Origin of the sequence: Amycolatopsis sp. NPDC004079 (assembly GCF_040610415.1) — a bacterium.
Taxonomy (GTDB): domain Bacteria; phylum Actinomycetota; class Actinomycetes; order Mycobacteriales; family Pseudonocardiaceae; genus Amycolatopsis; species Amycolatopsis halotolerans.
In genome coordinates, this window is record NZ_JBEXMH010000011.1 from 146,795 (window position 1) to 166,711 (window position 19,917).

The following is a 19,917-nucleotide window of genomic DNA, read 5'->3' on the forward strand; positions in this document are numbered from 1 at the left end:
GCCCTTTTCCCTCGGAATCTGCTATTCATTGCGACATCCACGATTTCCGTTACGTATTTGTGCCCACCGACACAAATACGTCCTGGCGGCCGCCGGTCGCCGCGGCCGTGTCTTATTCTTTCTTCCGCTGATCAAGATCCAGAAGGACGCGGGTGCGTTTCCGTGCTCAGGCCGCGCGCCGAGGGGGCGTCGTCGGCCTCGTCGTCGCGATCATCGCGATGCTCGTAGCGATGCCCGCCCAGGCGGCCGGTCTCTGCGACCGGCATCCAGAGCTGGCGGTGTGCAAAGCCGCCGATCGGGCCAAGGCGGCGCTTGTAGCGGGCAAGGCGGTCGCCCGCACTCAACTGGGCGCCCTGGTACTCGGGCACCTGCGCCAGGGCATCGGCCAGGTCGCGGGCCACGCGCTCGACGAAGCCGCCCAGACTTTGGCCGAGGTCGGCAAGGCGATCGACGCCGGAGACATTTCCCGGGCTAGTCAGACACTCGATCAGTTCAGCGAGGATTCGCTGCAGCAATTGCGCGACACTGTCGTCGCGACAAGGATCGTGGTGAAGTCGCAGCCCGAACTAGCCGCGATCGCCAAGACGGCCATCGCGCAGTTCAACGCGCTCCCCGATCTGGACATCCACATCGACCTCGCCGCACTGGAAGCCAACAATCGCGGACTGGCCGCGACCGCGGCGGGCATCGCGCAGGCCGCGGCCCAACTGGACTACAGCGCCGCCCGGATTCGCACCGCCATGGCACAAGCCGACCGCGATTTCGCCGGGGCCAAGCGCGATCTGGCCGCGGCGAACGCGATCCTCGCCGACGCGAACAAGACCCTGGACAAGTTCACGTCCACACCGTGGATGCCGGTGGGCGGGCTGTCGCTGAAGGGCATCAAGTTCGACTTCGACGCAGCCTTCGGCCACCCGGCTCATTCCGGTTCGCTCAACCCGGACGTCGCGGCGGTCCTGTCGGCCGTGACGGACTTCGTTCCGGGGGTCGGCAGCATCAAGAGCGCGGTCGAGGCGATCGCCGGAAAGGACGCGTTCACCCAGCATGAACTCGACGGCTTCGAACGGGCCCTCTACGGCATGGCCGCCGTCCCGATCGCGGGCGGTGCCCTCAAGAAACTCGTCGCCGTCGAACGAGCGGCCAAGGTTTCCCGCGGGATCGAACTGGCGGCGAAGAACGGCGCCAAGGACTGGCGCGTTTCGTTCGACGCACTGCCTCAGGGCAAGAACAGCGGCGTGAGAACCGTGTCGAGCACGACCGAACTGCGGACGCTGTTCGACCACTGGACCGCGGGTACGCAGAAGCTTCCGTCGCGGGGTGACAAGATTCCCGACGTGTTCACACTGCAAGACGGCACGACGATCCAATGGCGTCTGACGTCCAAGACGAGCGGTGAAACAATCGACATCGCGACGGCGGACGGCAAGAGGTTGAAGGTGCATCTCGATGGATGAGCAGCCGGTGAAGGAATCGCACGAGATCGGACGGGTGGTAGCCCCGACGCTCGACGAAGGCCTCGACGACTGGGTCCCGGTCGATTCGCTGATCTGGAACGCCTTCCAGGTCGTTCCCCGGGACAGCGACCGCTTCGCCGGCTTCTTCGCCAGCGTCCTCGACTACCTGCTCCGCGAAGGACTGATGGTCGTCGGAGAGATCGGCGACACGGGGTTCGAGCCGTGGCCCGCCTCGTCCGTCGAGGACACCGTCGAACGCGTTGTCCGCGACTGCCAGGCGGTCGACTGGTCCGCCAAGCTGGGTTTGTGCTGGCTGTCGAACACTCCGGAAGGGGACCGCCGATCCCGATGGTTTTCTTCCAACTAAACCGCTTTCGGTAAATTTCCCGCGCGATCCTCCGCTCTGCGGGCTATAGCATCGTTCTGCCCACATTGTTCCGTTACATCCGAAACAGAGAGCAAGGACACGCTTGTCCAGACCATCTCTGACGCGATAAAAACAGCAGGTCACATCGAAAAATCCGCAATCCGCAGCGGGCAGGTCCGGCAAGCCGCCGACCGGAGTGACATCCACTTCGCCAGGAGAGGCCTTGACCGCGCTCGCTTCCCCCGCCGCCGTCCCCGCCGTCCGAAAGCCCCGCGCCGGGATCGTCGCGCTGGCCGCGTTCGCCGCAGTCCCCGCCATGCTGGCGTTGTGGACCGCCGTGCGCGCCCCGCGCGCCCACGTGCTGCTCGACTACTGGCACGTCCTCGCGAAAATCACCGACGACCAAGGGCATCTCCTGCCGGGCCAGGTGTTCACCTACCACCTCGACCAGCCCTTCGTCATCCCCTCGCTGCTCTTCTACGCCGACGCCGCCTGGTTCGGCGGCGACAACCGCGTCCTCACCGTCCTCACCGTCGCCCTCGTCGCCGGGATCGGCGCCTGCCTGTACTCGATGCTCCCCCGTTCCCTGTCCCCGCACCGCAAAGCCGCACTCGCCGCCGGGATCTCGTGGCTGCTGTTCTCCTCCCACCTGGCCGAGATCTGGCTGCAAGGCACCAACGGCATCAGCTGGATCCCCGCCGTCTTCTTCACCGTCCTCGCCGCCGCCCAAGCCCACCGCGGCCGCCTCTGGACTGCCACGGCCGCAGCGCTGCTGGCCAGCCTCAGCTTCGGCGCCGGACTGCCCGCGTTCTTCATCGTCGCCGCGATCTTCCTGCTCCGCCACGAAAACCGCGCCAAAACCATCGCCATGATGGTCGCCGGAGCCGTCGTCCTGGCGGGTTGGCTGCTCACCAAACCCAGCGGCACCCAATCCCTGGCCACCACCGCACTCGACCCCGACGGCCGCCTCTCCGCCGCCACCGCCGCACTGGGCAGCCTGTGGTCCGGTGATCTAGCCGTGCTCGCCGTCCTCGCCGGAGCCCTCACCGCAGCGCTCCTCACCGCCTGCGGGATCGCCGCGAAGAGCGACACACGCGCCGCGGGATGGATCGGGATCGCGGGATACGCCGTCGCGCTCGCCGTGCTCGTCGCGCTCGGCCGCACCAGCAACCTGGCTCCCGGCGGGAACATCGGGCTGATCAGTCGCTACACCATCGTCAGCGCCTTAGCGGTGAGCGCGCTCCTCGTCCTCGCGACGCTCGTCCGTCCACAATGGCCTTTTACCGCGGTCGTCATCGGCATCTGCGCCATCTCCCTGACCACCCACGCCATCGGCGGCACCAAAGCCGACCTCACCCGCCGCGGCTACGCCCCGCTCGCCCTCGCCCCCACCGCCATGCGCACCGAAGCCGCCGACGTCCTCGACCAACTCCACATCCAACGCCAAGTCATCCCCGCCGCGAAAGCGCTCGGCACCTACCCCTTCAACCAGAGCTTCACCCTCGGCTGCCACGGACCCGAACTCGGCACCACCATCAACCCCAACACCGCCACCGACCTCCCCACCGCTCACGGAGCCGTCACATCCACCGGCGACGCCCTCATCACCGGATGGACCGACCTCCACCCAGACTGCGTCCTCGTCACCGACCCCACCGGAACCGTCACCGGCGGCGGCATCACCGGACTCCCCTCCCCCGCACCGGGAATCCCCGACGGCAACGCCTGGCAAGCGACCGCGCGTCCCGGAGCCGGGCCCCTCACCGTCTACGCCGTACTCGGCGGCCGCTTCTACCGCCTGCACGAATCCCCCGCTGCCGCGAACTGAGCAGCCCACCAGTTTCAGTTGGCAGGGCGTCGCCCGCGCCCTGCACACGTTTCGGCCAACGATGGCCAGTGTCTGCCTCACGGTCGGCCCTGAGACTCTGCAGGTGCTGCAGTTGACCGTGGACATCGCCTGATGCCCCGCCAGCTCTCACACCATCAACCGTGAGCGCTGGCTCATCAACGCGCCTGCGCGACGTCCCGCGCTTGCTGATTCCGTCGAGCGCGCACCAGTGCCTGCTCGACTACCACCGCGACATCCAAGCGCACCACGCCGAACCCGGCGAACACGACCTGCCGCAGCCCGGGCTTCAGGCGCTGGCAAACCGTCATCCGTTCTCCGACGGCCACGGTTCGCCACCAGGCGTCAACACCCTGAGGCAACGCAACGGCCGGTGAGCCCGCAGCGCGAACTCGACAGCCTCTTCAACCGATTCTCCCAGTTCCCAAATCCACCCCAAGCCAGTCGCGACGACGTGCCCCGACTCGCCGACGAAGACGCTCGACGAACTCAACCACTCACCGAGTGGATACCACACGTCGCCAAGCTCTCGGCTGAGTTCCTCAGCAAGAGCAAAATGCCCGAAGCCCGCGAGAACAGGGTCAACGTTCAACGGCTCGTCGTTGCTGAAGTTCGGCCCCTCCACATTGATCGGGCCGAGCATCAGACCGCCGAATGAACGGAGAGCTTCGGCGGCGACACCGCTCACGCGGTATCCCTCCGGCGCGAGCGCTGTCACCCATGAAGAAATATCGACGTCGCGGCTGGGAGTCCAGCCTGAAGCGCGCAGTTCTTCAAGCACCTCGGGGGAAAACACCTTGCGCATCCTCACCTATTCCGATCCGATTCCGAGCCCGTCGAGCAACCGCCGGCATCTTCCGCAGGGATAGGCGGGCATGCCCTGCTCCGCAGCCCGGGGAGACCGTGGATTTCGAACGTTGACTGTACGCATGTCTCCACCGGAAATCGCGTCCGGACCCTCTGCGGCGTATGCCTGGATAAGGCAGCCGACCTCAGCGCAGCCGCCGTGATGTCCAGCCGAAGAAGCGGCATCCTGCAGTTCGGGCATTTCTTTCAAATCGCCATTCGTACCGTGCCGGTTCGTGCTGTAGTACCGCTGTCCCGAAGGCGAGGTGTACTCCGATGCGAACTTTGTGCCCGGCACCTCCCGTTGGCTGGCGGCGTAGGACGCTAGAGCATCACCGCAGTTGTGGACCAGAACCGGGGTGTCGCCAGCGTAGACATAGTACGCGTGCAGCTCATCGATCGTGAGGTCATACGTAACCTCCGTCGAGTGGTACGGCGTCACCTCCTCGACAGTCGCCTCGCCGCCGTCGGCGGTCTGCAGGCGGTCGCCCGCATGCAGATCGACAGCCTCGACGAACGCGCCGCGTGTGACGTCGTAGAACGGGTGGTGATACGTAGTCGTCAGCGTCGCCGGTGCCGCTGACGCCGGGACGCCGCCGCCGGTCACTACCGCTGCGGCTACCGCGAGGCCTGCTGCCACCCGGCCCACCGCGCGGCGGATTCGGCTCGGTTTCACTTTCAGGTCCACGAAATCGTGGTCCGTCTCCGTCACGATCACCCGGTCGATCGGGTGCGTTTCCAAGCCTGCCTTGCCCGGCTTCGAGTTCGCGACCCGATCCCCGGCTTTCAGCGACGAAATCGGCTTGCTCGAACCGTCCGCCAGCAACACCTTCGTCCCGGCCAGGAAGCTGTGGCACTCTTCCGGCGTACCCTCGGAACTCCGTCCACGAGCCCGCAGACCGCCTGCCGCGCCGAATGCCGCGCCGCCCGCTCCGCCGGCCAGTGCGCCGGATCCGGCGGCCGCGAGCGCACCGCTCACCGAACAGTTCCGGCCGCAGTTCAAGCCGTAACCGGCCAACGCCGTGACACCGCCGCTGACTGCTCCGGAACCCGCGCCCACCAAACCCTGCGTCGCGACCTCTGGCAGGACGCCGTCCAGTGCCTCCGACACCAGCTTGCCGCCCAGCGGGCCCGCCAATCCGGCGCCCAGAGCACCGCCCAGTGCGCCTAGACCGACTGCTTCCACCGCACCGCCGACCGAACAGTTGTGCGCTTTCGAGCAGTCCATTCCGTACGACACCGCGCCGCCGACGGCGCCACCGATGGCCGCGCAGCCGACCGCGCCGATGCCTAAGGTCGCCGCCGTGCACGCCGCGCCGACCACGACGCCCGCTGCGATGCCCGCGATCGTCGACGCGTGGTCCTTGACGAACGTGGCTACGTGCGAGGCCGCTGATGCTGCCGCATGGCCTACTGCCACCGCAGCTGTCGCGACCGCATGGCCGACCGTTTTCGCTGCCGACACCGCGGCGTGCGCTACTGCTCTCGCCGCGTGGGCAACCGCGTGTGCCGCGGTCTTCACGACTTTCGCGACTGCGTGATAGGCGGTTTTCACCACGTGCACCGCCGCGCGGTACACCTTTCGCACGACCCGCACCACGTGGTGGTAGACGGTCCGCACCACCCGCGCCGCGGCGTGGTAGACGTCGCGCACGGCGTGGTAGGTCGCCACCGCCGCGTGCACGACCGGCTGCACCACGTACGTGTTCACGAAGTGCGCGACCGGCTGGACAACGTTGTGGTACACGAACGACGCGGCCGGTTTGACGATGGTGTTGTTGAACCAGTCGAACAGCCCGTGCCCGGACGGGTCCGTGCCGGTCATCGGGTTGTCGTCGACGTAGGCGAACTTGTTCGCCTCCATCGGGTTCGGCACCGGGTTGTTGGACACCGTGTCCCGGTTCATGAACTGCCCGACCGCCGGGTTGTACCAGCGGGCCGCCATGTTCACGTTGCCGGTCGAGCGGTCGGTCCAGCCCGACTGGTATCCCAGCTGTCCCTTCGGGTTCTGGGACGCCAGCACGTTGCCGAACGGGTCGTACGACGTCGAACCGTCCAGTGTGGACCCGTTCGCCGTGAACGTCCCGACGACGTCGGTGTGCTGGTCGACGAACGCGAACGCCCCGGCGCCGCCGGCAGCGACACCGACGAGGCCGCCGCCAGGATCGCGGCTGTAGGTCGACGTGCCGTCCGACGCGATCGTGTTGCCCAGTCCCGAGAAGGAGAACGTCGCTGCCGTCGCGCCCGTGTCGCTGGTCGTGTCGGTCAGGTTCCGGGCCAGCGCGTCGTAGCCGAAGGACTGCGTCCCCTGCTCGGTCATCTGGCCGAACGCGTCCGAACGCGACATCAGGGTACCGGTCGACGAGGCGCGTTCCTGCAGCGTTCCCCTTGCGCTGTAACGATAAGTGTTCGAACCGTCGGACGTCAGCTCGTCCCGCTCGTTGTAGGTGTAGGTCGACGAGCCGACCTTCGTGCGGTTGCCCGCGGCGTCGTAGCCGTACTCGACCGTGCTCGTGCCGTTGTTCCAGGACGCGAGCCGGTTGGCCAGGTCGTAGGTGTAGGTGTTGGCTGCCGATCCCGCGAAGCCCGCGGTCGTTTTCGAGGTGAGGTTGTCGTCGGCGTCGTATCCGTAGGCCACCGAAGCGATCGCCGCTCCGCCGGCCGTTTTGAGCGCGTCGCCGGTCAGCCGGTGCAGGCCGTCGTAGCTGTAGGTCCGGGTGTTCCCGGTGCCGTACTTGACTCCGCTGACCTGGTTGAGGGCGTTGTAGCTCAACGTCTGGCTGCCGCCGGTGACCGCGTCGGCGATGCTCGAAAGCCGGTCGGCACTGTCATAGCCGTACGACGTCGTGCCCGCCGCGTCCGTGCGGGCGCTCATCAGTCCGTCGGCGGTGTAGGCGAACGACGACGACCCTGCCGAGCCGTTCGCGGTGAGCAGCGCGCCGCGGTCGTTGTAGGTGAAGGTTTCGCTGGTGGCCGCCTGGTGGTCCGCGTGGCCCGCGGTGCCGGCTTCGGTGGTGGCCGCCGAGGTCATCCGCCCGGCCGGGTCGTACCCGAAGGTCCGGGTCGCGGTGGCGGCGTCGGCTCCGCTGCCGGATTGGCTGACGAGGTTGCCGTCGTCGTCGTAGCCGGCCGACACGCTCACCCCGCCCGGCTGGGTCTGCTGGACCTGGCGGCCCGCCGCGTCGTAGACCGCGGTGAAGGTCCGGTCGGCGTCGGCGGTGTAGATCGCCGTGGTCGGTTCCAGCTGGGCTTCCGGGAGGTTCCACGAGTTGTAACGGGTGACGGTCGCGTTGCCGCGGCCGTCGGTGAACCTGGTCCGGTTGCCCGCCGCGTCGTAGCCGAACGCGGTGGTGATCGACGACGTCGCCGACACCGGCTGGATCTCGCTGGCCAGCCGGTTCGCCGCGTCGTAGGTGAACGTCCGCGCCGTGCCTCGTCCGTCCACACTGGACGTCATGCGGCCGCCCGCGTCGTAGGCCGCCGACGTCTGCTGCAGCACCGCGCCGGTCGCGTCCTTGCGGGTCACCTGGACCGGACGGCTTGACTGGTCGTAGGCCGTCGACGTCGACGTGCCGTCGGCGGCGGTGACCGACGCCTTCTCGCCCAAGTAGCTGTAGCCGTAGCGGGTGGTGTTCCCGGCGGCGTCGGTGACGGAGGTCGTTTCGCCGAGAGCGTTGTAGCCGTAGGACGTCACCGCGCCCGCCGGCGTCTTGGTCGACGCGAGGTTCGCTCCGCCCGGGTTGGTGTCGGAGGCGGTGTACGAGTTCGTCGTCGTGGCGGTCAACGTGCTCGGGTAGCGCTCGAACACGGTCGCCGTCAACGGCCGGGACAAGAAGTCGTACGTCGCCTCGGTCCGGGCGCCGTTCGCGTCGGTGCTCGAGAGCCGGTCGCCGTTGGTGTCGAAGGTCGACACGGTCTTCGCACCGGACGGTTTCGTCACCTGGACGACGTTGCCGAGCTGGTCGTAGTCCGCCTTCGTGACGTGTCCGAGCGGGTCCTTGTCGGCGACGGCCTGCCCGAGTTTGTCAAAGGTGCGCACGGTGGTCGCCGTGATCGGCGCGCCGCCGCCGGGCGGGGTGTAGTTCGGGTTGGTGACCGAGACAGGATGGCCCGCCGCGTCGTAGACGGTGGTGACCTGGTTGCCGTTGGGGTCGACGGCTTCGACCGGCTCGCCAAAGGTGTTGTAGCCGGTGGTCGTGACGGGATGCACTGCGGCGGGTGCTCCACCGTTGGTCTCCGCGTTGACCGTCGGTGCCGTGGTGACGGCGGGCTTTCCGGCCTCGTCGTAGGCGTAGGAAGTGGTGCTTCCGTTGGCGTCGGTCATCGAGGTCGGCAGACCGCGCTGGTCGACCGTCCACGTGGTGGTTTCAGCCGGCGACGACGCGACGGTCCCGCCGCTGTGCCCGCCGCTGTAGACGGTCGAGACCTCGGCCGCCGAGAGCGCCCGGGAATAAGCCTGGACCCCGCTGACCTGGCCGGTCGCGTAGTTGCCGTTGGCGCCGTTGTACCAGCCGTGGCCGATCACCAGCGGGCCGTTGGCCGCGAGCGGGGTCGGGTCGGTGGCGCTGCCCGCCGCCGCCCCGTTGACGTAAAGCGTCATCGCGCCGGTGCCGGAGTCGTAGACGCCGGTGAGCTGAGTCCACACGCCGGCCTGCGCGTCGGCGGCCGACTCGGCTCGGTAGAGCGTGGCGTTCGACGCGTCCGTGCCGAACCGCGAGAAGGACCACTTGTGCGTGCTCGAGTCGTATTCGAGGTAAAGGCCGCTCATCACGGTGGCCTTCTGGACCACGTACGTCTGGAACCCCGCGCCGAACGCCGCCGGCTTGACCCACGCGGACACGGTGTAGCTCGCCGCGGTGTTCAGCACCGGGCCGCCGGTGGCGATCTGGGAGGCGGTGCCGTCGAGGTTCGCGGCGTCGCCGGACCACGTGACCGCTGTGGCGGTGGCGGGGTTGCCGCTCCCGGAGGAGTCGGTGACCGCCGTGCCGGAGGTCTGGTTCAGCTTCCACCAGCCGACCGGGTGCCCGGTGCCGTCCGAGGAGATCGAACGCGAGGTGAGCACGCCCATCGGGTCGTAAGCCGTGCTGACGGTGCGGCTGCGGCCCGACGGGTCGGACTGCATGCTCGTCGCGACCTTGTCGTCCGGGGTGTAGGAGACCGACGTCGTGCGCGCGGCCCCGCCCGGATCGTCCACGGTCCGCTCGACGCGCCCGGCAGCGTCCACTGTGGACGACGAGGTGTTCGCGCCGTTGCCGGTGACCTTGCCGACCAGATCGCCCGCCGCGTCATAGGTATTGGACTCGGCGACGAACGACTGCTGCCCGCTCGGGTCCTTGCGCGTGACCGTCGCGGTGAGCCCGTTGTCGGTGTAGGTGTAGGCGGTGACGTTGCCCATCGAGTCCGTTTCCGACGCCAGCCGCCCGGCCGGGTCGTAGGCGTTGGACTTCTGGGTCAGGAACGTCGCCGGCTTGGGGTCGACGGGGCTGCCGGTGTACCAGACGCCCTGGAACAGCAGGCGGCCTTCGCCGTCGTAGGCCCAGTCGGTTTCGGTGCCGTTGGCGTCGGTTTCGCTCTTCTTGTTGCCGTAGGCGTCGTAGGTGAAGGTGGTGACGGCGCCGTTCGCATCCGTCGTGGACTCGACCTGGTCCTTGTCGTTGTAGGTCGAACTGGTGGTCCGGGCCGAGTCGCCGCCGCTGCCGTCGGCGACCGTCTGGGACACGAGGCTGCCGTCGGCGTTGTAGACGCTCGAGGTGACGGCGGTGTGCACCGCGCCGGTCACCCGGTCCGTCACCGCCGGGTCGGTCTGCGAGACGACTTGGTCGTTCCCGTCGTAGGTGTAGGACGTGGCCAGCCCTGCCGGGAAGCTGTCGGAGACCGCTGTCTTCGTCAGCATCCGGCCGAGCGCGTCGTAGGTGAAGCGGGTTACCAGGCCGTCGGCATTGGTCGTGCTCGCGACGTCCCCGTTGTGCAGGTACGCGATTTGGTTGACCGCGCCGCCGGGAGAGACGGTTTTCACCGGCAGGCCCGCGGGCACAGCGCCGGAATCGGCCGCGGGGAAAGCGGCGGTGCCGTCACTGTAGGTGATCTTGGTGGTGCGCCCGTTCGGGAATCCCGGCACCGGCGGCGTGGTGACCGTGGTGCGATTGCCCGCCGTGTCATAACCGAATGTCGTCAGATACGCGGGATCGCTCGCGTTCGCCGACCGCGGGTCCCGCGAAGTCAGCATCAGGTCGTTGCGCGCGTCGGCTGTGGTCAGCTGCGCGGTGGTGTCGTCGGGGAAGTAGGTCGAGTACGACGTCGAGCACTTCTCCGCGGCCTGGTTCTGGCACGTGGTCTGCGATACGACGTTGCCGCGCACGTCGTGGCCGACGGTGACGACGTTGCCGTTCGGGTCCGTGGTCGTGTGCAGGAAGCCCGACGTGTCGTAGCCGTAACTGGTGCGCTTGCCCCCGGTGTCGGTCTCGGAAACCTTGTGGTTGCCCGCGCCCGGGTCGTACTGCTGCACCGCGGTCTTGCCGCCGGGGTCGGTGATCGTCGCCGTCGTGATCGGCGCGAGCCCCTGGGAGTTGCCCGCGGCGAGGAAGTGCTGGGCGACTTCGGACGCGGACAGCGCCGACCGGTAGTAGGCGACCTCGCCGATCGAACCGGCGAAGTAGTTCCAAGTGGTCCCGGACGGCGCGGCGGGCCAGCCGTTGCTGTTGAAGACACCGGCCCCGACGAAGTTCAGCGGGTCGTAGTTGCCGATCTGGCCGGACAACGTGCCGGCCTGCTGGCCGTCGAGATAGAGGACCTGGGCGGTGTTCGCTCCGGTCAGCACGACGTGATGCCACTTGCCGTCATTGACCTTGGCGGCCGACGCCATGCCTGCCACGGTGGTGTCCCAGAAGTGGCCGTGCAGTTTCCCGTCGGTCCCGACGTACAGCACCGGCATGGCGCCGCCGGACGGGTTCGCCGCGCCGAGCGCGGAGCCGCCGGTCGAGAAAAGCGCTCCGGCGGCGGTGGACGTCGTCGAGAACCACATCTCGACCGACGAGGTGCTCGACGCGCTCACCAGGTGATCCGGCAACGTGACCCCGCCGACGGCGCCGGGGAACTTCGCCGCGGTCGAGTCGGTGAACCGGCCGGGGACACCGAGCGTCGCGTTGGTGTAGGCGGAAGGGCGGTAGTTGACCTCGCCTGCGGGCGAGGCGGTGCCCGGCGCGTCCGCCAATCGCTGGTACAGCTCGGGATTCGAGCCGAGGACAGCGCCGCGGTAGACCTGGCTCGAACCGGTCGCGGTCAGCGGCGCGTACTTCCACGTCCCGCCGTTTTCGTCGCCGATCTGAGTGACCGCCTGGGAAACCGGGTCGTAGGAGACGGTCGTGTGCACCGCCCCGCTGGGCCGGGTGATCGACGTGAGCAGGCTTTCCTGCTGTGTGCCCGCTTGGTAGAGCGGCAGCTCCCGGGTGCCGGGAACGGACTTGTCCCAGATGCCGACGTCGGCGATCTGGCCGTTGAAGAACGTGGCCGTGCCCGGCTGCCCGGTGTGGGACTGGTCGGGCCAGGCGTTGCCGAGGAACCCGGCGCCGATGTAGCGGTTCTGCGGGCCCATCGGCATGATCGCGCCGATCGAGGAGCCGACGAACTGGCCGTCGAGGTACATGCCCTGGCTGGTCGAGGAATGCGTGAAAACGACGTGGTGCCAGGCGTTGTCGTTGACCGGATTGGCCGTGGTGATCGTCTTGGTCGTGTCGCCGGTCCAGTACTCGCCGACCAGCTTGCCGTCATTGCCGACGTAAAGCGCGGGGGTGTACTGCGAGGCCGGGCTCGTGGTCTCGCTCAACGGCATGGTGCTGTAGGAGAACAGGACGCCGTTGGCCGCCGCGGTCTTGAACCACATCGAAACCGACATCGTGTTCGGGGCGGCCGCGTCCGCGCGCGGAAGCTGCAGGTACGACGACGTGCCGTTGAACCCGGCGGAGGTCGCGGCGGATCCGGCGAGCGGACCCGGCTGTCCGAGCGCGACGTCGTGATAGGTCGCGGCGTCGGTGCCTTCGTTGGTCAGGACCGCGCTCGCCGCGGTGGTGCCGGTTGTCTCGGCCAGCGGCCAGAACGAATGCGGCCCGAGATCGAGCACGCCGGTGCGGTACGGCGAGCCCGCGGTGTAGCCGTACCGGGTGCAGCCGGTCGTCGTGCCCGGCGGGCAGACGCTGGCGAGCTGGTCGCCGGTGTAGTTGTAGGTCCAGGTGAGCGGTGCGCCCGCGGTCAGGTCGTCGGTCGAGACCGAGGCCACGTGCGGGCTCGTCGCACCGGTCGGCGTGGTCCAGTTCAGGTGCAGCGCACGGCCGGAAACCGCGGATGTCAGCGCCGTGACCTGGCCGCCCGACACCGTCAGGTTCACGGTGCGGCCGCTCGCGTCCGCGATGGACGAAAGCCGGTAGGCGCCGGAGCCGAGGGACTGCGTGAAGGTGTAGACGGTGTCGTTCTTGTCCGTGAGGCTGTACCCGCCGGTGATCGCCTTGAACGTGGCGAATCGCCCAGCCGGCGGGGAAAACGTGCCGTCGGCGTTCTTGCCGTATCCGACCTCGGAGCCGTCGGGATAGGTCACGAGGACGCTCACGACCGCGCCGGATCCGTCGAAGTCGTACTGCTCGGCCGCGCGCGCGTCGAACACGCTCGACCAGCCCGCGCCGAACGCGCCGGTCGACCGCGGGTCGCGGGAGTTGTAGTCGCGCACCACCGACAGCGCCGGGCCGACGGTGCGCACCTCGGCGTCGGTCGCCGAGGTCGTGTAGTTGCCGATGCTCGGCTCGACTCCGTGCACCCCGGTGTTCTGCGACAGCGACGACGTCACCAGCGGCTGGTCCACCTGGACGGTGAGCGGGTTCCACGGCGGGTCGGCCGAATAGGACGCTCCGTCGTAGGCCTGGACCGCCCAGTAGTAGGTCTGGTTGTACTTCAGCTTCCCGGCGGGCACGCGCCAGGTGCCCTCGTTGACCAGCCCGGAATCGGCGATCGTCGCGCCCGCGGAGTCGGCCACCTGGTAGCGGTACTTCAGCGCGCCGGGGCCGGCGTCGATGTCGTGGGCGGTGGCGAACAGGAACGGCACGAGGCTGGTCGTCGTCCCGCCGGATCCCGGGTAGGCCGAGTCGACGACCGGAGGCACGTTCCCGCTCGTCGTCAGCGACAGCACCGGCTGGTAGCCGGCGTTCATCAGCCACGAGTCGAACTGCTTCCAGTGTGACGCGTCATTGGTCGCCGCGTAGACCGCGAGGCCGTTGTCCGCGACGGATCCGTTGGCCCAGCCGGTGAAAGTCGCCGTGGACAACGGCACGCTGACCCAGTCGCCCTTCGTCCGGTCGGCCGCGCGGTTGGCGCACGCGGTGGGCACCGACGGAGTGGCGTTGCCGATGCTCGCGCCGTAGGAAGGCCCGGGGTAGGCGGTCACGGTCGAGGGCGTCCACGCCTGCGTCACCGGCGCGACGTCGAAGCGCGTGGGGGTGCACGTCGAAGCCCACGTGTCGAACAGCTTCAGCGTCGCCGCGCTGACCGTGACCTGCGACCCGTCAAGGTCTTTCGGGAACTGCAGGAACGTGTTCGCCGAATCGGGGCCGGAGTTGTACGACCCGATCTTGACGACCTTCTCCATCGAGTGGTCGCCGGGCGCGCCGATCTCGGCATAGGTCGACGCCGGTGCGTCGGTGAAGGTCGGGTCGACTGTCACCGGGAACACCCGCGCCGGGTCGGCCAGCCACTTCGGGTCCAGCGTGACCTTCAGCGCGGGCTTGCCCGCGGCGGTCGTCAGCTCGTAGCCGACGGCATACGTCGTGGCGGGAACCCCGGAGACCGGGTCGACATGCGAGTCGAAGGCGTACCCGCGCGGAATCCGCTGCCGCATCGCCCCTGCGCCGTCGAGCAGGCTGACGGACCCGTCGGACTCCAGGCGCGGGGTCAACCCGTTGAGCGTCAACGGAAACAGCCACGTGTTCGGCACGCTCGCCGAGTGCAGGACCAGCGATTCCTTCAGCCCGGTGGCGGTGGGCTCGAGCGCGAGGTCGGTGCCGGGCAACGCGTCCGGGTAGGTCGCGGCGCGGCCGTCCACGCGCGGCGGCACGGAACGGGCGCCGTCGAGACCGTAGGAGACCGCGTGCCCGGAGTCGACGGCCAGCTTCGCCAGCGCCGGATCCGCCGCGTTGCCGGCGAAATCGACCGACAACGAGTTCGCGGTTTCGTGCCAGCGGCCGTCCTGGTCGCCGTGTACCGACGTGTCGATCGGCTTCCATCCCCAGGCGCCGTCGGCGAAGTTGACCGGACCGCGCGTGTAGTCCCGGGTGACCGAGCCGTCCGCGTTGAGGAAGTAGTTCATCGTGGCGCTCGACTTCAGCGCGTCGCGCCGGCTCGTCGCCGCGTCGAACCCGCGGGTGGCGACGCCGCTCGGTCCCGGATTCACCTTCCGGGCGTGGCCGCGATTCTCTGGCAGCTCACCGGGTCCGGTGTCGGGAACGTCGCCCGTGCCGCCGCTCGCGCGGGTCGACGCGGTGCTCGCGTCGTGCGACTTGCCTTCGGCCGTGCCGCCCGCTTGCCGGGGCGTCGCGCCCCAGTGCGGGGAAGACTCCGAAGAACCGGAGAACAGCGAACCGAGCCACGAGCCCAGTTCGGTGACCGGGCGCTGCCCCGCGGCCAGCTGGGCCGCGTCTGCCTGTCCGGTGCCCAGAGAAAGCCCGAGGCCCAGAAGTATTGCGGCAGCACAAGATCTCGTGACGCCTCGACGCACTGGTTCCCCCTCGATGATGGCCATCCCCGCGAACGGCGAGAAAGTTCACCACAGGGGCGACTGTCCAGAAAAGACTCCTAAACGACTAATCCTCGCGATGCACGACACAGAAGAAATCGGACAAATAATCCGTAAATCGGATGAACGGGTACTAATTCCTCAGCGCCCGGCCGCGCGGGCCGCTGCCCGCACGGTTTCGGCGACGTCCCCGCGCACGTGATCAGTCACCCGCACAGCGGAAACGTTGGGGCCTTCGCGACCGGTGCCGCCGACCGCGACGAAGCGAATGGCGGGGTGCGCGGCGGCCTGCGCGAGCGCCGCCGACGTGCCCGGCTCCCCCGCCGTCAGGATGACGTCGCATCGCCGCTGCGCCAGGGAATTCAGGTATGGCAGGTAATTCGCTTCAGTCGCCGGTCCGGACGCGGCGAGGTAGGAGACCTTGATCCGGGTGTCGCCGGACGCGTCCTGCAAGCCGGCCCAGACCGCACCGGCGCCGGGGCTAGCGAGACCTTGCCCCCCGGTCAGCAGGCAGGCCGAGAAGTCCGCGTACACCCGCGCCCGAGCGGGCGGCAGGCCCGAATCGTCTCCCGAGGGCCACCACACCGCCGCGGCCACCGCACCGGCGACGACAATTCCCGCCGCCGCGGCCACAACCCAACGCCGCACAAGACCCCCTCGTTTCCGCGGCCGTCGCCGGACGCACTCGCGGTAGTGTGCCCCACCGCTTCGGGGACAGTACGGTGCCGCCCGGCCGCGGCAAAGCCGAGGGGAAATTGCCCAACCACACCGTTCGCTCCACGACAGTTCCCCACGAGGGACAGGTCGTGCGGGCGGCCGGACCAGTCCGGGCACTGGTATTCCGTGTTCCGGATCCGGCCGCGGCGCACGGTGCCGCGTCGTTTCCCACTCTCCGAATTTTCTTCGCATCACCGGTAACGCTTCCCGGCCCCCGGCGATAGCGGTGTGGACAGATACCGGGTGGAGGTTTGCGGTGAGATGGTTTCGTAGTGCGGTGAGCGCGGGTGCGGTCACCGTCTTGCTCACGTGCGGGTTGGCCGGGACACCGGCCGTCGCGTCAGGAAGTCCGGCGGCCCCGAGTACGCCGAAGGCAAGTGCGCCAGCGCATCCGGGTTCTGACTACCTGGGGTCCACGATCGGCAAAGACCCTGCCGCGACGCCGAAAGCAGCCCCGCGCACGGCCATGGCGGCGGGGGTGACGACGCCGGGCATGGACGTGTCGCACTACCAGGGCACTGTGGACTGGGGCGCGGCCGCGGGCAACGGCGCGAAGTTCGCGTACATGAAGGCCACCGAAAGCACGACCTACATCGACCCGCAGTTCGTGACCAACTACGCCGGTTCCGCGAACGCCGGGATCCTGCGCGGCGCCTACCACTTCGGCCTGCCCGACACCTCGACCGGCGCGGCGCAGGCGCAGTTCTTCCTCAGCCACGGCGGCGGCTGGGTCGCCGACGGCAAGACCCTCCCGCCCGTGCTCGACATCGAGTACAACCCCTACAGCACCGCGGACTGGACCGGCTGGTGCTACAACATGACCCCGGCCCAGATCACCGCCTGGATCACCGACTTCACCACCACGATCCACGACCGCACGAACCGGTGGCCGGTCATCTACACCACCAACGGCTGGTGGAACCACTGCACCGGCAACAACCCCGGCTTCGCCAACGATCCACTGTGGATCGCCGCCACCATCACGATGCCCGCCAGCTGGACCGACTACACCTTCGCCCAGACCGCGACGTCGGGCACCTTCCCCGGCGACCAAGACGTCTTCAACGGCAGCCTCACCGACCTCCAGACCCTCGCCACCGGCACCGAACCCGACAAGATCACCGAGCACTACAACGCACTCGGCGGCTCGACGTCCTACCTCGGCACCCCGACCGGCAACCGGTACCCGGCCGGCGGCGGCTGGGCGCAGAACTACCAGTACGGCGTCATCGGCTACAACCCGCCCACCGGCGCCTACGCCGTCCACGGCGCGATCGCCCAGCACTACCAGGAACTCGGCGGCCCCAACGGCTTCCTCGGCCTGCCCACCACCGACGAAACCCTCACCCCCGACAGCAGCGGCAGCTACAACCACTTCACCAACTCGGGCTCGATCTACTGGACCTCGACCACCGGCGCGCGATCGCTCCACGGAGCCATCCGGGACAAATGGGCCGCGCTGGGCTGGGAACGCGGACTGGGCTACCCCACCACCGACGAGACCGGCACGCCGGACGGAACCGGCCGCTACAACCACTTCACCAACACCGCCTCGGTCTACTGGACCTCCGCCACCGGCGCCCAGTCCATCCGCGGCCCCATCCGGGACAAATGGGCCGCGCTGGGCTGGGAACGCGGGCTCGGCTATCCCACCACCGACCAGGGCACCACACCCGACGGAATCGGCCGCTACAACCACTTCAACGGCGCCCAAGGCTCATCCATCTACTGGACCCCGGCCACCGGCGCGCAATCGATCCACGGAGCCATCCGGCAAAAGTGGGCCGACCTCGGCTGGGAGAAGGGCCGCCTCGGCTACCCGACCAGCGACGAATTCGCCGTCACCGGCGGCCGCCGCAACACCTTCCAGCACGGGACCATCACCTGGATCAGCGCCGACTCGACCACCCAGGTCGCCTACAGCTGACCAGAAACGGCGAGTCCGGCTCGCGCCGGGCTTGCTCCGAGCAGTCAACGGCACCAGCTGAGAACGGCGGCCCGCAGGCAATCCGCGGGCCGCCGTTCTCAGCTGAACGAGCCGGATTCGCGATGCGGCGGACGGTGACCCGCCCACCGGATCCCGTTAGCAACAAGGATCCGGCAAACCTCAGCCGTTGCCATTTCCCGAATCCCCGCCGAACTTGGTCCAGACCTTGCTGGCCGCGCCAGCAACCGTTTCCCCGACTTCGGTGAACACCTTCGTCAGCGGATCCGCCGAGGCGTTCCAGGAATCCTTGTACGACTTGGCCGCGGACTTCAGGTCGTCCTTCCAGTCCGTCGTCGGCGCGTCGTCGTCGCGGCGAGGGTACTCGCCCGACAGGATCGCCCGGTACTGCTCCGACGCGGCCCATTTCTGCAGCTGTGTCGCCCGGACCACGGCGAACGGGTGGGTCTCGGTCTCGACGTTCTTCAGCTTCAGCAAGCTGTCCCGGATGTCTTCGACCGACTCGTATTCCGCTCCCTGCTGAAGGAAAGACGGAATGTCGATGCGGGACGGGTCGACCCCGCCGGCGAGCTGGATCTGCGCGCGCAACGCCGCGGCCGGGTCCTGGCCGCAGAGCAGTCCCGCACGGTCGCACGACAGTTCTGCCTTGCGGTACCACTCGCTCAGCGCCGCGATGATCGCCCGGATGCCGAGTGCGCTCACCGGCGTCCAGGACATCGACAGCTGGAGGCTGATCAGGCGCACCATGATCGTGCGGTAGACCGCGTGCCCGGACAGCACGTGCCCCATCTCGTGCCCGATGGCGAACCTCAGCGATTCGTGGCTCATCTGGTCGACGAGCGCGGTGCTGATCCGGATGAACGGCTCGTCCATGCCCAGCGCGGACGCCTGCAGCCGCGGATCCTGGTAGACGAACAGATTCGGCACGGCGGGGAGATCCAGCGTCTCGGCGCATTCGTGGCGCAGCCGGTCGAGTTCCGGATACTGCCGCGGCCCGACGCGGATTGACGACGCCAGCGCCATCAGCCGTTCGCCGCGTTCGTTGTAGAAACCGGAAACGGCGCGGATCACCTGAGCGAATCCGGGCACCGCGCGCAGCGTGGCGAGCGCGCCGCGATCCACCGGATGTTCGTAAGCCCGCGGGCTGATTCCCGGAAAACGGACGGCGGCCCGGCGCGCGGGTTCGATTTCGTCAGTCATTGCTCCCCCATGAAGTCGCTGACCGCAGCCTACTCAATGCCGATCATTCCGCGACTGTGAGGTACGGCGATTCCTGTTGCCCGTCCACGGAAACTCGGCTCCCTGGCAAGGACACTGTTGTTCAGACCACTATCCGAGCACGGTGCGTGCCACTGTGAACACGGCAGGCTGTCGCATGGGGTGGGGCGGATGGGCCGAACGGAGCATTCTTTTGCCGGAGTCTTCGCGTGCGGGGAATTCGGGTACGCGATTTCGACGGTTGCGGACCGGCGCAAGCCAGACCGGGCGATATTGCCGCAGCCAGCCTGGAAGGGGTGGTGACCGTGGGCCGCCCGGACCCGCGGTGTCACCGCTTATGTCCTGGTTGTCGTCTTGCTGGCAGTAGCAGTGGTCACGGTCACCGGTGCCCGGGCTTCGGTTAACGGGTGGGAGTGGACTTGGCTCGGCGCGCTCACCGCGGCCTCGACCGTGCATCTCGAAGGGCGCGGGCCGTGGGCCGCGCAGTCCTTCATCGGAAGGTCTTTCCGCCGCGACCGGCATCCTCGCCGTCGTCGCGGCTTGGCGGGACGAGGTCGCTGAACGGGAGCTGGAACGCGCCCGCCGCTTCGACGGTCGCCATCGCCGGACTCACCGCCTCCATCGGGGCCGGTGCTTTTCCCGCCACTGCCAGCGAGCTCAGTCCGCTGCTGCTCACCGTCGACGACGCGCTTTACCGGGCGAAAAACGGCGGCCGCGACCGCACGGTCCGCGCGACTGCGCTCGATGCCAGCG

At 68.4% G+C, this 19,917-nt stretch carries 10 protein-coding genes; 4 read left to right on the top strand and 6 right to left on the bottom strand.

Annotation, left to right across the window (positions count from 1 at the left end):
- Positions 1–152: 152 nt before the first annotated feature.
- The 3 genes from ABZX37_RS14830 (at position 153) to ABZX37_RS14840 (ending at position 3,649) form a co-directional block, all read left to right on the top strand.
- The gene (locus tag ABZX37_RS14830) at positions 153–1,454 is read left to right on the top strand and encodes a pre-toxin TG domain-containing protein (protein ID WP_354739633.1); all 1,302 of its coding nucleotides are present in this window, start codon (positions 153–155) and stop codon (positions 1,452–1,454) included.
- The gene (locus ABZX37_RS14835; protein ID WP_354739635.1) at positions 1,447–1,821 is read left to right on the top strand and encodes a hypothetical protein; all 375 of its coding nucleotides are present in this window, start codon (positions 1,447–1,449) and stop codon (positions 1,819–1,821) included. The genes ABZX37_RS14830 and ABZX37_RS14835 overlap by 8 nt, the downstream gene beginning before the upstream one ends.
- Positions 1,822–2,044: 223 nt before the next feature.
- The gene (locus ABZX37_RS14840) at positions 2,045–3,649 is read left to right on the top strand and encodes a DUF2079 domain-containing protein (protein WP_354739637.1); all 1,605 of its coding nucleotides are present in this window, start codon (positions 2,045–2,047) and stop codon (positions 3,647–3,649) included.
- A 176-nt stretch (positions 3,650–3,825) separates the two neighbouring features.
- On the opposite strand, the gene ABZX37_RS14845 is transcribed toward ABZX37_RS14840, so the two are convergent.
- From ABZX37_RS14845 to ABZX37_RS14860, 4 genes are all read right to left on the bottom strand, one after another.
- Complete coding sequence (locus tag ABZX37_RS14845; protein ID WP_354739639.1) at positions 3,826–3,978, bottom strand: hypothetical protein; 153 nt, start codon at positions 3,976–3,978, stop codon at positions 3,826–3,828.
- Positions 3,975–4,472 carry an SUKH-3 domain-containing protein gene (locus tag ABZX37_RS14850; RefSeq protein ID WP_354739641.1) on the bottom strand — a complete coding sequence of 166 codons (498 nt, stop codon included), beginning with the start codon at positions 4,470–4,472 and terminating at the stop codon, positions 3,975–3,977. Before ABZX37_RS14850 ends, ABZX37_RS14845 begins: the two co-directional genes overlap by 4 nt.
- Positions 4,473–4,478: 6 nt before the next feature.
- The gene (locus tag ABZX37_RS14855; protein ID WP_354739643.1) at positions 4,479–15,290 is read right to left on the bottom strand and encodes a LamG-like jellyroll fold domain-containing protein; all 10,812 of its coding nucleotides are present in this window, start codon (positions 15,288–15,290) and stop codon (positions 4,479–4,481) included.
- A gap of 135 nt (positions 15,291–15,425) precedes the next feature.
- Positions 15,426–15,932: a hypothetical protein gene (locus tag ABZX37_RS14860; RefSeq protein WP_354739645.1), complete on the bottom strand. Its 507-nt coding sequence runs from the start codon at positions 15,930–15,932 to the stop codon at positions 15,426–15,428.
- Positions 15,933–16,467: 535 nt separating this feature from the next.
- On the opposite strand from ABZX37_RS14860, the gene ABZX37_RS14865 reads away from it, so the two are divergent.
- Positions 16,468–17,928: a GH25 family lysozyme gene (locus ABZX37_RS14865; RefSeq protein ID WP_354739647.1), complete on the top strand. Its 1,461-nt coding sequence runs from the start codon at positions 16,468–16,470 to the stop codon at positions 17,926–17,928.
- Between the two features lie 180 nt (positions 17,929–18,108).
- On the opposite strand, the gene ABZX37_RS14870 is transcribed toward ABZX37_RS14865, so the two are convergent.
- Both ABZX37_RS14870 and ABZX37_RS14875 read right to left on the bottom strand, forming a co-directional pair.
- Positions 18,109–19,146 (bottom strand): M48 family metallopeptidase, encoded by a 1,038-nt coding sequence (locus ABZX37_RS14870; RefSeq protein ID WP_354739649.1) that lies wholly within the window; start codon positions 19,144–19,146, stop codon positions 18,109–18,111.
- Positions 19,147–19,654: 508 nt separating this feature from the next.
- Positions 19,655–19,840, bottom strand: coding sequence for a hypothetical protein (locus tag ABZX37_RS14875; protein WP_354739651.1), 186 nt, complete (start codon positions 19,838–19,840; stop codon positions 19,655–19,657).
- Positions 19,841–19,917: the final 77 nt, after the last annotated feature.